Source organism: Vibrio sp. K4 (assembly GCF_051122595.1).
Classification (GTDB): Bacteria; Pseudomonadota; Gammaproteobacteria; order Enterobacterales; family Vibrionaceae; genus Vibrio; species Vibrio owensii.
Genome location: NZ_CP178577.1, coordinates 1,274,796 through 1,290,138 on the forward strand (window position 1 = coordinate 1,274,796; position 15,343 = coordinate 1,290,138).

The window sequence follows — 15,343 nt, forward strand, 5'->3', positions numbered from 1 at the left end:
ATCAAACCAGGATTCATATACTGCTAAAAGCTAGCACCTATTCTTCGGTAAATCGACCCTGCGGGGTCGTAAATTGCGGCGATATCATCTGACGCCGCATTGCCTACTTCGGCGATAACCCTTGTGCTGTTAGGCATACAGTCTCAGTCCCCAAATCCGTTGTTTCATCCTTTTCTCATCCTAGAGTTCAAGAGCTACGCCGTGATACATATGGTGCGCAGGCCAAAGCACGAAGCACCATATCATTGTTTCGGTCAAAGCTATCCTTTAAGCAGCCATAACGAATAGTTTGCCCCCGTGATTGACGACCTTTAAGAGTGCCTTAAGTCACAGCCAAGCAAATCGGTCATTTGTAATCTGCGGCGAGAGCCGCTTCCCGTGAACGAGCACTGTTTACACAGTGCATTGGTCAATAATTGAATAGTTTTAATCAAACCAAAGTTTATAGTGCAATTTACCCCCTCTAGAGGGTAAGTCGGCTTTTACCCCCGATAGGGGGTAAAGAGGTTTCCTCCCACTAGTCCATGTTTCTTATTAGATATAAATAAGCTTAAAAGTAAATGTAAGTCATTGTTTTTAATGTAAATAGTGGTTGACTGGGCAGTTTTTATTGGTTTTAATATACCTGAAAACTCTCTATCTCTACTTGCGTAAAGATTGAGTTAAACAAATGAAACTATATTAAAAACATTCGTCACCCTAGCGGTGAGAAGGAGGGTATTACTAGTCAATAAATGGAGTAAATATTATGAATTTCAATGTAATTAAAAAGAACAGAAAGTACTTTGCTGCGACAACAGACAATAATAAATCTTGTAAGATTTTGATCGACGAGTGCTCAAAAGACTTAGAGTTAGGTGAGCATTTTCTTGCTGTTATAGATATCTCAGTTCGCTCAAAGTATGGGACTGATCTGATTTATAAGTTAGCAGCAAACGTAGAAGAACAAACTAAATTAGGCATTTGTTCTTTAAAATCAGCATATAACACACTGTTGATTGAAGAGTGCCGTAAACTCGGCGGTACTTGGGATAAATCTCAGGGCGCTTGGATATTTTCAAGTATTGTAGAAAAAGAAGTTGAAGAACTCGATCAAACCTTCAATAGCGATCTCATTACGATTGAGATTGAGGCTATCGAGGAAATACAAGAGCATGGCAAGGCGATAGAGTTTCTTGGGTATCCTGTTTGTAAAGCATTTAGTCGTGATTCAGGTGCTCGAATTGAAACTGGGATTGCATTACTATCGGGCTATTGTACTTCGGGTGGCTCAAAAAAACGATGGACAACCGTCTTGAGTGAAGGCGCGACTTTAAGGCTAAAGATCCCAGTGGATTTACTCAATATTTATGAAGACAAAAAATTTCAAGTTAAAACCATATAAATGATTCATAAATAAGAGTAAAAATAATGTCAAATCGCATAATAAATATTATCGAATTTAAAACTGAAGATCTTGCTCATGCAAGTTCCATTATTGAGTGCATTAGTAATGAAAATAATGAGTTAGATTTTAATAGGTTAATTCCTAGCCCTGAGTATCTGAAGGTTTTGGAAGGAAAGAATAGTTCTTGTCATGTTGAGCAAGACAGTGATTGGAATTATAAACATTGGTACTCAAAATGGAACGCTTGGCACAGTGAATTCAAGCTTGAGGAAAAATATGAATATGTTTACGGTAGAATTAGCTTTATTTCCTTTAATAATATGCCATACCCAATATTCATCGCGCTATCAGAGAAGTACCGTGAAATCCGCTTTAAAGTAAAATTTGCTGACCAATATGCTTTTGGTTGTGATTGTGGATTTCTAGTCTTCCAGAATGGACTGGAAATTGACTGTCATGTGTCACCTAATGAGTTTGAGTCAGATGAGCAATACTCGTATTGGCTAGATATCGCAATGAGTGTTTAATAATTTTTCAGCTCAATCGTTAGAGAGCAAGCTACCTCCCTCAAAGTCTAGACGCAGCTTGCTTTTTTTGCTAGATCAAAGTTTTACTTTGTGCAATCCAGCCTTTCCTTGACCACCAAAAAATCAACCCACCATCATTTGTGATATAAAATGTGCCTTTCTCCTTTTTGCTCATTTGTATGACAGTGTTGCCTTCAACGCCATGATCCAACAAAATCGATAAGCTAAGATCTGATCCACTATGTTTATCCAATAACTTAGCCTAATGCCGAAACCTCGCTACAAAACCACTAATTGGAATCAATACAATCTATCGCTTATTAATAGTGGTTCTCTGACATTCTGGATGGATGAAGAAGCTATTCACAAGTGGAAGCAGAGTAAACAAGGTAAACGTGGTAGACCTCGTCAGTTCGGCGACTTAGCCATTACCACTGCGCTTATGATGAAACGAGTTTTCTCAATGTCGTTGAGAGCATTGCAAGGGTTTATCGATTCTGTTTTTTCATTGGCTAACGTTCCTATAGTCTGTCCACATTACAGTTGTATCAGTCGAAGAACTAAGCAAGTCGAGGTTTTATTTAAACCAAAGACTAGAGTGGTAATACACAGCATCTAGCCATCGATGCAACAGGCCTCAGGTTTATGGCGAAGGTGAATTGAAGGTCAAGAAGCATGGTACTGACGGGAAGCGTAGAGTCTGGAGAAAGTTGCATTTAGCGGTAGACACCAGCACTCACGAAATCGTCGCGGCAGAACTGAGTTTATCTAATGTTACCGATGTAGAAGTCTTTTCTAACTTGCTCAAGCAAACACGCCGAAGAATTATTGAGATATCTGGTGATTGCGCTTATGACACAAGGGATTGCCACGATGCCATACGGATCAAGCGAGCTGTTCCACGAATCCCACCAAGAGAAAAGGCAGCCTTCTGGGAGAATGGTCACCCTAGGAATTTAGCGGTAGGTTGCCAGAAGCTCTACGGAGCCAACAGTAAGTGGAAAAAGTGGTACGGCTATCATAAATGCTCACTATAAGAGACAGCAATGTATCGAGTGAAGCAGTTGTTAGGTGGCCGGTTAAGCCTGAGAAACTACAATGCTCATACGCTATGATTAAAGCGCTGAACAAACTTACAGGGCTTGGTATACTTGAAACGCAGTGTGTTAATTGCTCAATTTCAGGCAGTTTGGTTCTCTGACCGAATTACGCAACAAAGCCCACAACATCATCAAAAACTGACTTTAGATACTCTGGATCTACTAAAAAATCATCTTATGATGAAATGATATTGTCAGTGTGGAAAGCGTTATAGAAACAATTATTAATTTAAGTTTGTTCTTTCGAATATGCCCCTCTAATCAAAGAGGGGCTTGAAAAATATTTTATGTTTTTACTCATTCAAGAAAGGCATCAAGAGCTTGAGTAGGCTGGCGCGTATTTGGATCCCATGCACCCAACGTATAACCTTGCCAACTATATGCCTGTGGCTCCCAATAGAAAATCCCAATGCCTTTATCTTGATTAACATTACGTACTTTTTGGATCATATCGGCAACGATAGTCTTTGCTTGAGGCTCATCCCAAGGCACGCCAATTTCAGTGATCATCACTTCCGTTCCGTAGCGTTCGACCATGTCATTGAGATTAGAGAGGCATTGATTGTTTGCTTCTTGCCAAGTAAGGCCAGTAGCATTCTTGGGATAGGACGATGCGCCAATAACATCCCACCAAGCACTGTTGGATTGTAAGCCATCAAGAATCCATCGGAAATTAGCATTGTCGTGACAGTTTGCTAAATGGACAATGACCTTGGCATCTGGGAATACTTCTTTGGCTGCGTTGCGTCCGCTATTAAACAACCATGCATAGTTACGCATGTTGCTTGAAGCCATTCCTTCATTCCATAGCATTCCGTTGTTGGTTTCATTACCGACTTGAATCCATTTTGGTGTGATACCTGCAGCTTTTAAGGTGTTGAGTGAGTCTCTAGTGTAAGACCATACTTGTCCCATTAAATCTTCGAAGCTCAGTTGTTGCCATGCTGCGGGTTTCCACTGGTTACCTGGATCGGCCCAAGTGTCGCTATAGTGGAAGTCAATCATCACATCCATATTCGCGTCTTTGGCCCACTGCGCTTTGACAATTACATCATTCAGTGAGCTGTAATAACCATCACTGGGGTTAACCCAGACACGAAGACGCACTGCGTTCATGCCATGGTCTCGTAATATTGAAAGGACATCTTGTCGATAGCCCCAATCGTTGTAGAACTCGTAGCCACTGTCTTCCATCTGAGTTATCCAACTAATATCCGCACCTTTAATAAAAGCGTGAGAATAGTTTGAGGCCACTAATGAGCCGAAGATGGCTAGTGTTTTTAGGGTATTGTTCATCGTTTCACCGTTTTTATATATTCACGTTTTAATTGTTTTTAAACGTAAATAATATAGCAAAGGATTTTAGTGTTGAGGTGATGTATAAAAGTGTTAGTGATTATTTTTATAAGGTGATTTATGTAGTTGTGATTGTGGGTAAATTATCTAAGTAAATTTACTTAGATAATTGTGATTATGATCCATCTACAAATTTATTAAGTCAATTTTATCATCCGTGATGTTAAAGAATCATAAATTAGCGCGCAGTTAGTTAATTTTAAAACTGTCTCGCCATATAAACTCATGACCAAATAAAACCGTTTTTTTGTATTTTCTGCCTTCCATTTTTTCAATAAACATATCTATTGCTACTTCTCCCATTTCAAACGGGAACAGTCGCATTGTAGTAAGGCTTGGACTCATATGTCGGGCTGACGAGATATCATTGGTGCCGATGACTTGTATATCGGTTGGAATGGTTAACCCTGCCTCATAAATGGCTCGATAAACACCAACGGCCACCATGTCTGTCGCGGCGTAGACCACGTCGGGAAGCTCATCGAGTTGTAGCATTTCTTTCATTGCTTGATACCCCGACTCGATGCAATACTCTTTACTTACTTTACATAGCGCATCGTGATACAAGCCGTTTTCTTTGGTAACTTTACGAAAAGTATGTAACCGCTCCTCGTTATTGCCAATAAAAGCAGGTCGTTTACAACGGCTTTTTAGTACATTTTGCATAACGTCATTGGACAACGCCAACCGGTCAATTAAGACTGCATCGGTTTTGCTACCTAAAGGGTTAGAATCAACAAATATGATATTGTGGTTAGCTTGATATAAGGTATCTACAATATGTTTGGAGAAATGTCCGACTGCAATGACGGCTGGAGCGTTTTCTATTAGATTTATATTAGTATCGATCTGGTCTAAATGGAGTGTTCTTAAATCGACTCCTTTTTCTAAGCATCGATTTTGAATGCCAGCACGAATAGAAGTGAAATACGGGTCGTCTATTTCCTGTGTCGGCGTTAAAAAGTTCAACATAACAACATCACGTACGCCAAATGGCTCATTCGTTTTGGTTACTTCATGATGAACAAACTGTTTTTTACTGCGTTTAGGGGATTGATAGCCAAGAGACTCTACTGCCTCCAAAATGGCCCGTTTTTTGTCTTCACTTACAGACAAAGTAGGGTCTTCGTTAAGAAAGCGAGAAATAGTGGAAGTAGAAATCTTCGCTCTTTGTGCAATGTCTTTAAGTGTAGCCAAAAGATTACCCTATATTGTTTTTATCGGACGGTCCTAGCATGCCAAAGAGCATTCTGAATGCTCTTTGGCACTAAAGCGCTAATGTGTTGATTGTACAGAATCAAATTTAATGACGTTTCCATCAGGTTCAAAAATGTGTAAATGGGAAGGTGATGTAAATAGCGAAATTGACTCACCAGGCTGTACTTGTGTGTCCCCATGATGAAGGTATTTGAAGTCATCCACGCCGCCACATTGGCCAAAGATGTAAGTCATGCCTCCCAGTCTCTCGACCACTTCACATTGGAATGCAAGTGTGATCATATCTGGATTTGTCGTGAGGTGTTCTGGTCTAATACCTAACGTTAGATTTTTACCTATTTCAACCTGAGCTGTTTTTATCGGTAAAGTGATTGAATGACCCACATCTAGACTCACTGTTAAGCTCGTTTCATCCCAAGCTTCAACGGTACAAGGAAGAAAATTCATTTTAGGCGAGCCAATAAATCCGGCAACAAATCTGTTAACAGGGTTATGGTAGAGATCCATTGGTGAGCCAACTTGCTCAACTTTACCATCACGAAGCACGACGATTTTATCTGCTAATGTCATGGCTTCGACTTGGTCGTGCGTTACGTAGATCATGGTTGACTTAAGTTCTTGATGTAGCTTTGCAATATGTAGACGCATATCCACACGTAATTCTGCATCAAGGTTTGATAGAGGCTCATCGAATAAAAACACTTTAGGATCTCTCACGATAGCACGACCGATAGCAACGCGCTGACGTTGCCCGCCTGACAGTTGGGCTGGTTTACGATCAAGTAGATGTTCTAACTGTAGTGCTTTACCAACCAGCTGTACTTTTTTATCTCGCTCTTCTTTTGGAACTTTGTTTACTTTTAGTGAGTAACCCATATTTTCTGCAACAGTCATATGCGGGTATAGAGCATAAGACTGGAATACCATAGCAACCCCTCGTTCTGATGGTGGAGTGTCGTTAACGACATTTCCCGAAATAGATATTGCTCCATCACTGATGTTTTCTAGGCCTGCAATCATACGCAAGAGCGTTGATTTTCCGCAGCCAGATGGACCAACAAACACCACAAACTCACCTTCTTCTATCGACAAGTTTACGTTGTGAATGGTTTGGGTATCGTCAAAACGTTTTACGACATTGGATAACTGGATCGAAGACATTTTAATTCCTCTTAAATGATAATAAATAAAGTATGTGATCTAATTCGATTTTTATTTAGTAAATTTTATTCTCACTTGTCTGATTAATCACAATAACTGCTAGCTTTAGTGATTTAAATCACATCAATGAATAGCCTGTATGGAAAAAATAACACAAAGGAGCATATTTGCACCATAAATTATTTTTACCAAAACGAAAAGGCGTGAAACTTTATGGATAATAATAAATTTAGTAAAAAACTATCTGCTCTTGCAGTTACCGCTCTATTTTGTTCGCCAATGGCGTTAGCGCAGCAGTCCTTATTAGTCTGGGAAGACATTCAAAAGTCTTTGGGTAATGAAGAGGCGGTCGCAGCGTTTGAAAAGAAACATGATGTGAAAGTGAATGTGCTTGAAATGCCATATGGCGGTCAGGTCGAATCTCTGCGCATGGATGGCCCAGCAGGTACTGGCCCTGACGTCGTCTTGATCCCACATGATCAGATCGGTGGGGCGGTTATCCAAGGTTTACTTGCTCCAATTCAGGTCGATAAAGCCGTTACCGATACATTTAGTCAATCTTCTATTAACGCATTGACTTACAATGGCGTGCTATACGGCTTGCCAAAATCCGTTGAAACCGTATTTATGGTTTACAACAAAGATCTTATTGCTGAGCTACCAGAAACGATGGACGAAATATTTGAGCTGTCTAAGAAGTTTCGCGAAGAAAATAAATACGGTTTGCTAGCAAAATGGGATGAGCTTTATTACACCTACGGAATTTTAAACGGTATGGGTGGTGATGTTTTCGCTAAAAAAGACGACGGTTCGTATGATCCTAATAAAATATTATTGAATACTCCAGGGGCAGTAGAAGGCGCGAAATTCATTCAGAAGTTCTATGACTCTAAAGTATTCCCTACAGGCATCATTGGTAATAACGGGCTTAATGCTATCGATTCACTATTCACGTCGGGCAAAGCAGCGATTGTTCAAACTGGTCCTTGGGCGCTCCAGCCTTACAAAGAAGCAGGGATCAACTATGGTGTAGCCCCACTTCCAAAATTGCCATCTGGTGAGCAAATGGGGTCATTTATGGGCGTGAAGAGTTACAGCATTTCCACTTTCTCGAAAAACAAACCATTAGCGCAAGAGTTTATTACGTTCGTCAATAACTATGACAATGCGAAGCGCCGTTTTGAATTAACTGGAGAGGTTCCGGCAGTGACAAAATTGGTAGACGATCCTGTTATCAAGAATGACCCAGGTGCAAGTGCAGTGGCGATGCAATCCATTCACGCTACGTCTATGCCTTCCATTCCTGAAATGAACGAAGTGTGGGGCCCTGCGAACAGCGCACTTCAGTTGATTGCAACGAATAAACAAGATGCGAAAAGTGCACTCGACTCTGCAGTAGACAGCATCAATATGCAAATAGAAGCTAACCACGCAATGATGGGCCAATAATTTAAAGATATTGTTCTGGCGAAAGCAATTGTCGGCCCTATATAACCATCTTGGGCTGGGGCTGACAGACGCCAGAAGTTTTCCGAAATGGAGTTGTAAGTGATGTCTGACATGAGTGAACATTTTGAGCATAACTCGGGGCTGTATCGATCCCAACGGTTTACTGCCTCTTTATTTTCAGTAATTCCTGGCTTTGGCCAGTTTTATAATCGACAGTTTGTAAAAGGCATGATGTTCTTCATCTTGCTAACAAGTTTTTATGCAGTAACTCGTGATTTTATTTCCCACGGTATGTGGGGGCTTGTCACACTTGGCGAAAACCTACCAGAGGACAACTCAGTTTTCCTACTCGCAGAAGGCATTATTGCTTCGCTAGTGGTGGTATTTGGTTTAGCGGTTTATGTACTCAGCATTAATGACGCCTACAAAAACGGTCAACTGCTTGATGAAGGCCGCCCACTGAACTCACTTCGTGTTCAGTATCGCAATGTCATCAATGCTGGCTTCCCGTATCTGATGATAAGTCCGGGTTTTATCCTTTTAGTCTTTGTTGTTGTGTTTCCGATCATCTTTGGTTTTGCGATTGGTTTTACTAACTACAACCTTTACAACTCACCGCCTGCGAAGCTGGTGGACTGGGTTGGATTGAAGAACTTCTTCAACATTTTCCAAATTAACTTGTGGCGTAACACCTTTATCGATGTGTTGCAGTGGACGGTCGTTTGGACATTAGTTGCATCAACATTGCAATGTACAGTCGGGGTTCTTTTGGCGATTCTGGTTAACCAAAAAGACCTTAAATTTAAGCCTCTGATCCGTACTATCTTTATTCTTCCTTGGGCGGTACCGGGCTTTGTTACCATCCTTATTTTTACCGGGATGTTTAACGACAGCTTTGGTGTCATCAACAACGTGATTCTCGACTTCTTTGGTATTGAGCCTAAAGCTTGGCTGACAGACCCATTCTGGACGAAAGTCGCGCTCATCATGATCCAAACCTGGTTAGGTTTCCCATTTGTATTCGCCATGACAACGGGGGTTCTACAGGCGATCCCTAATGATCTTTATGAAGCTGCGACGATGGACGGTGCAAGTAAACTCCAGCAGTTAAGAACCATCACTTTACCGCTGGTTCTGTACTCAATCGCTCCAATTTTGATTACTCAATATACGTTTAACTTTAACAACTTCAATATTATTTATCTGTTTAACAATGGTGGTCCTGCTGTCATTGGTAGTAACGCGGGCGGCACCGATATCTTGGTGTCATGGATTTATAAACTGACGATGTCCTCATCGCAATACGGTATTGCATCTGCAATCACTTTATTACTGTCGATTTTTGTTGTGGGCATTGCTCTTTGGCAATTCCGTATGACCAAGTCATTCAAAGAAGAAGCGAGATAAAAATATGAGTATTAAACGTAGTAATCGCATCCGATTGACATTGAGTTACGGCCTAATTTTGTTGGTATCAGTGATCATTATTTACCCGTTAGTGTGGACGGTTGGAGCGTCATTCTATCCAGGTAACAGTATCATGGGTGAGTCCATATTCCCGGATAACCCGACTCTGAGTCATTATGCCACTTTGTTTGCTAATGACAAAGTAGCTTACCTGACCTGGTTCTGGAATAGTTTGAAAATCAGCTTTTTGACCATGGTACTAACGCTGATCAGTGTGTCATGTACGTCATATGCGTTTTCACGCTTTCGCTTTAAAGGAAGGAAAAATGGTCTAATGCTGTTCCTTCTGTTGCAGATGATCCCGCAATTCTCCGCCCTAATTGCGATATTTGTCTTAGCTCAGATGTTGGGATTGATTAATAGCCATCTTGCATTAGTACTGGTTTATGTTGGTGGCATGATCCCGATGAACACGTATTTAATGAAAGGTTACTTGGACGCGATACCGAAAGACCTGGATGAATCAGCAAAAATGGATGGTGCGAGTAATATCCGTATTTTTTTGGAAATCATACTGCCTATTTCAAAACCAATTATTGCAGTAGTAGCCTTATTCTCTTTCACGGGTCCTCTAGGCGATTTTATTCTCGCTACAACTATTCTAAGAACACCTGAAAATTATACGTTACCTATCGGTTTATATAATTTGGTCGTAGAAAAAATGGGGGCGAGTTATACCACATATGCAGCGGGTGCTGTGCTTATTTCAATACCTGTAGCGCTTCTTTATCTATCACTACAAAAATACTTTGTATCTGGCTTAACAGCAGGTAGTACAAAAGGCTAATACTAGAGAGAAAAATATGAATACAAAATTTAAGGTTGCACTTATTAGTGCGGCAGTGGCTTTGGCTGGCTGTCAATCTGTAAATACTTCAAATAATAACAGCTCTGATATTAATGCTGATGTGGATAATACTGTTATAACTGCTCCTGTTATAACTGCTCCAACACTGAGAGCTGATTTTATTCGTGGTATGGATATCTCCATGTTGCCTGAAATAGAAAAATTGGGTGGGAAATATTACCAAGTTGGCAATGAAAAAGATCTGATTAAAATATTAAAAGATAGTGGAGTTAATTCTATTCGCGCACGTTTGTGGGTAGACCCAATGTCAGCCACTGGTGATGTATTTGGTGGCGGTAATAACACGTTAGAGCGTTCCATTGAGCTTGGTAAACGCGCACAAGAAAACGGTATGTCATTCCTGCTTGATATCCATTACAGCGACTTTTGGGCTGACCCTAAAAAGCAACAAAAGCCAAAAGAGTGGGAGCAACTTACGTTTGAGAACCTAACACAGAAAGTCTACGACTATACAGCAGAGGTGATGAAAGCACACCAAGCTGCGGGTGTCGTGCCAGACATGGTTCAAGTTGGTAACGAACTGAATGGTGGCATGCTTTGGCCGGAGGGTAAGAGTTGGGGTCAAGATGGTAAGGAGTTCGACCGCCTGTCACTGCTTTTAAAAACCGGCATCCAAGCGGTTCACGACAACGACAGTGGTAAAGACATTCAAATCATGTTGCACCTCGCTGAAGCCGGTGATAACGGTCTTTTCCGTTGGTGGTTTGATGAAATCACCCAGCGTGGTGTCGATTTTGATGTGATTGGTATGTCTTACTACCCGTGGTGGCACGGCCCAATTGACAAAGTAAAAGCCAATATGAATGACGTCATCAGTCGCTACAACAAGCCTGTTGTCTTGGTCGAAACGTCTTTCCCGTTTACCACTGAGAATGGTGATTCGTTAGGTAATAGCTACTCCGAGGCGGGGCCGATTGAGGGCTACAGTGTGTCAATTGAGGGCCAGGCGCAATACCTGGCTGACATCATGACGCTGTTGAATGAACTGCCTAACGAACTAGGTTTAGGGATTTATTACTGGGAACCCGCATGGTTACCAATCGATGGGGCAACCTGGTCAACAGGCGCTGGCATGGACTATAGCGGGGACAAATGGGACATGGGCAATTCATGGGAGAACCAAGCACTGTTTGATTTTGAAGGTAACGCACTACCGTCATTGAAAGTATTTAAAGGTCAATAATGAACAATAAAAAACACATCATTCCAAAGATAAAAGGCTTGCTCCATGGAGCAGATTACAACCCTGAGCAATGGTTAGACAGACCTGATATTTTAGCGAAAGATATTGAACTGATGAAGCAGACGAATTGTAACGTTATGTCTGTCGGTATCTTCAGTTGGTCTGCTCTTGAGCCTGTTGAAGGTGAGTTTCAGTTTGAATGGCTCGATAACGTACTGGATAACTTGGCAGACAATGGGATTTCTGTATTCCTGGCGACACCGAGTGGCGCGCGTCCTGCCTGGTTGTCTGAACGATACCCTGACGTCCTTCGAGTCAACAGCGCACGTATTAAACAACTGCATGGAGAACGTCATAACCATTGTTACAGCTCACCGAATTACCGTGAGAAAGTGAGCATCATGAACGCTAAATTGGCTGAACGTTACAGTCAACATCCTGCGGTGATAGGCTGGCACGTTTCAAACGAATATGGCGGCGATTGTCACTGTAATTACTGCCAAGAAGAGTTTCGTTTGTGGCTGAAAAACAAATACGGCTCCCTATACAATCTTAATAAGCTGTGGTGGAGTGCGTTCTGGAGTCATACTTACACCAGTTGGGAACAAATTGAATCACCATCTCCCGTTGGTGAGAACTCCGTTCACGCACTGAAGTTAGATTGGAAACGATTCTGTACTGACCGCGTCTCGAACTTCTGTGAGCACGAGATTGCACCGCTCAAGTCGATTAATCCTGATCTGCCTACGACGGCAAACTTCATGGAGTACTTTTACGACTACAACTATTGGGAATTGGCAAAGTCAATTGATGTTGTTTCTTGGGACAGCTATCCGCTTTGGCACCGTGACGGCGATGAAGTTGCGCTCGCTTGCTATACCGGGATGTACCATGATTTGATGCGCACACTGAAAAACCAGCCATTTTTACTCATGGAATCAACCCCAAGCCAAACTAACTGGCAGCCAATCACTAAGCTCAAAAAAGACGGTGTCCATCTGCTTTCCTCATTGCAAGCAGTCGCTCATGGCTCTGATTCTGTTCAGTACTTCCAGTGGCGAAAAAGCCGCGGCTCTGTAGAGAAGTTCCATGGTGCGGTGATCGACCACGTTGGTCATGCAAATACTCGCACTGGTCGAGAAGTGACAGCCGTTGGTGAGTATCTTAAACAAATTAATGATGTGGCGGGAACGAACACGCAGGCCGAAGTGGCGATCATTTTTGATTGGGAAAACCGTTGGGCAATGGATGATGCTTCAGGTCCTCGCAATGAAGGCATGCACTACGAGCAAACCGTGTGTGACCATTATCGAGGTTTTTGGCAGCAAGGTATTAGCTGCGACATTATAGAGCAGCTATGTGATTTTACTCCTTACAAGATCATTGTTGCACCTATGCTGTACTTAATAAAACCTGGCGTAGCAGAACGTCTGGAAGCATTTGTGGAGCAGGGTGGGACGTTAGTCGCGACTTATTGGAGTGGCATCGTTGATCAGAATGACCTGTGCTTCTTGGGAGGTTTCCCTGGTGGAGAAGGCAGCCCATTGCGCCGCACGTTGGGTATTTGGACTGAAGAGATTGACTCACTCTATGACCATGAACGCGTATTGTTTGAAATGGAAACGCACTCTGGTTTTGGCTTCAGTGGTGAATTTAAGGCCAAGCACTTAATGGAACATATTCATTTAGAGACGGCAGACGCTCTGGCTTATTACCGTGAGGATCTATTTGATGCTTGTCCGGTCATTACTAAGAACCAGCTTGGTAAAGGTTGTGCTTATTACATCGCTGCACGTACAGAGACAGAGTTTAACGAGTTATTTTACATCTCTCTTGCTAATTTACATGGAATCCGCAAGCCAATTGAAAACGTGCCTTACGGGGTGTCAGTGACAACTCGTGAAGATGAACAGTCTCGCTATTTGTTCATTATGAACTTTTTGAATGATCCGCGAGATTTGAAAGTTCCGCACGGGAATTGGATAAATGCAAGTACAGGTGACGATATTCAGGAGAATATTAAACTTCAACCCTATCAAGTCATCGTTATCAGAAATTATAAATAGCTATCCCGCCTGATTATTTAGGCGGGCAATGAATAACAATATTTAAAAATAAGATGAAATTCATCTTACGGGTAAGTATTGCCTAAACAAAGGATATGGCGATATTTACCCAGCCAATAACTCAAAAGTAATACAAAAGGAAATTAAAATGAAAAAAGCAACATTGACAGTCGCTATTTTAGGTTCTTTATTCGCCACTCAAGTTTCAGCAGTCGATTTCTACGGTTACGTACGTGCTGGTTTGGGAGCCAGTGCTGATGGAGGCGGTACCAAAGGAGGAGATGAGTTTTATAAAACGACATTGGGTCGCTTGGGTAATGAGTTTGATACTTATTCGGAAATTGGATTAGGCCAAGAGTTATTTAATGCAGATGGTCGTTCAATGTACTTTGAAAGTATGTTTGAAATGTCATCGGAGGGGAACCTAGAGTCTGAAAATAGTAAAGATGACAGTGCCAACTTTGGTATTAAGCAGTTAAATGTTCAAGCTAAAGGCTATATCCCATCTTCTCCTGATGCCGTTATCTGGGCTGGTAAACGCTTTTATCAACGTCATGATATCCACATTATAGACACTAAATACTGGAATATTTCTGGCTACGGTGTGGGTATCGAAAACATCAAGTTAAATACCGGTGCGATTTCAGCAGCGGTTATCCGAGCCGATAATGAGTTGGCCGAGTGGGATGATACTGGCAATAAAACGAGTTACGGAGATTTGAATACTTACTTCTTAGATTTACGTTACGCTGGCTTTAGCCCATGGGAAGGCTCCTGGACTGAATTCGGTGTTGACTATGCAATGGTTAACCCAACGGATGAGCAAGAAGACGCCGCTGAGAACTTCGATAACGGTTTAATGTTAACTGCTGAACTTAGCCAGAGTTTTTCATTGGGGTATAACAAGTTTGTGCTCCAATATATGGACAAAGGACTTGCACAGAACGCTATCTCACAAGGGGGGGGCTGGTATGACATCTGGAGTGGTGATGTCAGCGATGCAAAAGGGTTCCGCTTTATCAGTACTGGTGATTTGAACTTAGGCGAGAATGTCGTGATCAACCATGTTCTAACTTACGGTAACGTGAAAGATCATGGGGACTGGTTAGATAAGGAAGAGTTGTTCTCATTTGTAGCTCGTCCAACTTACAACTGGTCGCCATACAATAAGACTATGTTAGAGGTCGGCTACTTTGACCAAGAAAAAACTTGGGATTCAGGCTCCGAAGACAAGTTTAGTGGCACAAAATTCACTATCGCACACGCCATCTCAACGGGAGAGTCTTTCTTCGCTCGTCCAGAAATCCGATTCTTTGCGACTTATTTGAAAGACAATGAGGGCGACTCATTTGACAACAATAAGAGCAACGACACCATCAACTACGGTGTACAAATTGAGGCTTGGTGGTAATAAATAGAAATTGCCATTTTACTACTTAGATAGGCCTGTTTAGCTCCATTCTGGCCTATCACATCGAAATCCTTTGCCATTTGCTCTTGAATTGGGTCGTATTCAGCCGGAGGGGGCGGAAAATATGTCTATATTTCCATTTCAAGAGCC

11 protein-coding genes and 1 pseudogene are annotated in these 15,343 nt (G+C 41.8%); 9 read left to right on the plus strand and 3 right to left on the minus strand.

Features of this window, described 5'->3' with window-relative positions:
• Window positions 1–748: 748 nt before the first annotated feature.
• From ACLIIY_RS05965 to ACLIIY_RS05975, 3 genes and pseudogenes are all read left to right on the plus strand, one after another.
• The gene (locus ACLIIY_RS05965) at window positions 749–1,384 is read left to right on the plus strand and encodes a hypothetical protein (protein ID WP_025789588.1); all 636 of its coding nucleotides are present in this window, start codon (window positions 749–751) and stop codon (window positions 1,382–1,384) included.
• 26 nt (window positions 1,385–1,410) lie between these two features.
• The gene (locus tag ACLIIY_RS05970; protein ID WP_025789587.1) at window positions 1,411–1,914 is read left to right on the plus strand and encodes a hypothetical protein; all 504 of its coding nucleotides are present in this window, start codon (window positions 1,411–1,413) and stop codon (window positions 1,912–1,914) included.
• Between the two features lie 265 nt (window positions 1,915–2,179).
• Window positions 2,180–3,115 (plus strand): annotated as a pseudogene (locus ACLIIY_RS05975) (IS5 family transposase).
• 196 nt (window positions 3,116–3,311) lie between these two features.
• Here ACLIIY_RS05975 and ACLIIY_RS05980 read toward each other — a convergent pair.
• The 3 genes from ACLIIY_RS05980 to ACLIIY_RS05990 all read right to left on the minus strand — a co-directional run bounded on the left by ACLIIY_RS05980 (window position 3,312) and on the right by ACLIIY_RS05990 (window position 6,749).
• Window positions 3,312–4,310 (minus strand): glycoside hydrolase family 53 protein, encoded by a 999-nt coding sequence (locus ACLIIY_RS05980; protein ID WP_025789585.1) that lies wholly within the window; start codon window positions 4,308–4,310, stop codon window positions 3,312–3,314.
• Window positions 4,311–4,559: 249 nt separating this feature from the next.
• Window positions 4,560–5,567: a LacI family DNA-binding transcriptional regulator gene (locus ACLIIY_RS05985; RefSeq protein WP_025789584.1), complete on the minus strand. Its 1,008-nt coding sequence runs from the start codon at window positions 5,565–5,567 to the stop codon at window positions 4,560–4,562.
• Window positions 5,568–5,645: 78 nt separating this feature from the next.
• Entirely contained in the window at window positions 5,646–6,749 is a 1,104-nt protein-coding gene (locus ACLIIY_RS05990; protein ID WP_025789583.1) for an ABC transporter ATP-binding protein, read from the minus strand.
• 213 nt (window positions 6,750–6,962) lie between these two features.
• On the opposite strand from ACLIIY_RS05990, the gene ACLIIY_RS05995 reads away from it, so the two are divergent.
• The 6 genes from ACLIIY_RS05995 to ACLIIY_RS06020 all read left to right on the plus strand — a co-directional run bounded on the left by ACLIIY_RS05995 (window position 6,963) and on the right by ACLIIY_RS06020 (window position 15,193).
• Window positions 6,963–8,198, plus strand: coding sequence for an extracellular solute-binding protein (locus ACLIIY_RS05995; RefSeq protein ID WP_025789582.1), 1,236 nt, complete (start codon window positions 6,963–6,965; stop codon window positions 8,196–8,198).
• Between the two features lie 102 nt (window positions 8,199–8,300).
• The gene (locus ACLIIY_RS06000) at window positions 8,301–9,605 is read left to right on the plus strand and encodes a sugar ABC transporter permease (RefSeq protein ID WP_025789581.1); all 1,305 of its coding nucleotides are present in this window, start codon (window positions 8,301–8,303) and stop codon (window positions 9,603–9,605) included.
• 4 nt (window positions 9,606–9,609) lie between these two features.
• Window positions 9,610–10,452, plus strand: coding sequence for a sugar ABC transporter permease (locus tag ACLIIY_RS06005; protein WP_025789580.1), 843 nt, complete (start codon window positions 9,610–9,612; stop codon window positions 10,450–10,452).
• A gap of 16 nt (window positions 10,453–10,468) precedes the next feature.
• Entirely contained in the window at window positions 10,469–11,716 is a 1,248-nt protein-coding gene (locus ACLIIY_RS06010; RefSeq protein ID WP_025789579.1) for a glycoside hydrolase family 53 protein, read from the plus strand.
• Window positions 11,716–13,782, plus strand: a complete 2,067-nt coding sequence (locus ACLIIY_RS06015) for a beta-galactosidase (RefSeq protein WP_025789578.1) — start codon at window positions 11,716–11,718, stop codon at window positions 13,780–13,782. The genes ACLIIY_RS06010 and ACLIIY_RS06015 overlap by 1 nt, the downstream gene beginning before the upstream one ends.
• 148 nt (window positions 13,783–13,930) lie before the next feature.
• Window positions 13,931–15,193 (plus strand): maltoporin, encoded by a 1,263-nt coding sequence (locus ACLIIY_RS06020; RefSeq protein ID WP_031501606.1) that lies wholly within the window; start codon window positions 13,931–13,933, stop codon window positions 15,191–15,193.
• Window positions 15,194–15,343: the final 150 nt, after the last annotated feature.

What these genes read in the sequence shown, in the direction of transcription:
- ACLIIY_RS05970 (WP_025789587.1), top strand. Translation starts at nt 1,411, where the DNA reads ATGTCAAATCGCATAATAAATATTATCGAATTTAAAACTGAAGATCTT.
- ACLIIY_RS06005 (WP_025789580.1), top strand. Translation starts at nt 9,610, where the DNA reads ATGAGTATTAAACGTAGTAATCGCATCCGATTGACATTGAGTTACGGC.
- ACLIIY_RS06000 (WP_025789581.1), top strand. Translation starts at nt 8,301, where the DNA reads ATGTCTGACATGAGTGAACATTTTGAGCATAACTCGGGGCTGTATCGA.
- ACLIIY_RS06020 (WP_031501606.1), top strand. Translation starts at nt 13,931, where the DNA reads ATGAAAAAAGCAACATTGACAGTCGCTATTTTAGGTTCTTTATTCGCC.
- ACLIIY_RS05965 (WP_025789588.1), top strand. Translation starts at nt 749, where the DNA reads ATGAATTTCAATGTAATTAAAAAGAACAGAAAGTACTTTGCTGCGACA.
- ACLIIY_RS05980 (WP_025789585.1), bottom strand. Translation starts at nt 4,310, where the DNA reads ATGAACAATACCCTAAAAACACTAGCCATCTTCGGCTCATTAGTGGCC.
- ACLIIY_RS05990 (WP_025789583.1), bottom strand. Translation starts at nt 6,749, where the DNA reads ATGTCTTCGATCCAGTTATCCAATGTCGTAAAACGTTTTGACGATACC.
- ACLIIY_RS05995 (WP_025789582.1), top strand. Translation starts at nt 6,963, where the DNA reads ATGGATAATAATAAATTTAGTAAAAAACTATCTGCTCTTGCAGTTACC.
- ACLIIY_RS06010 (WP_025789579.1), top strand. Translation starts at nt 10,469, where the DNA reads ATGAATACAAAATTTAAGGTTGCACTTATTAGTGCGGCAGTGGCTTTG.
- ACLIIY_RS06015 (WP_025789578.1), top strand. Translation starts at nt 11,716, where the DNA reads ATGAACAATAAAAAACACATCATTCCAAAGATAAAAGGCTTGCTCCAT.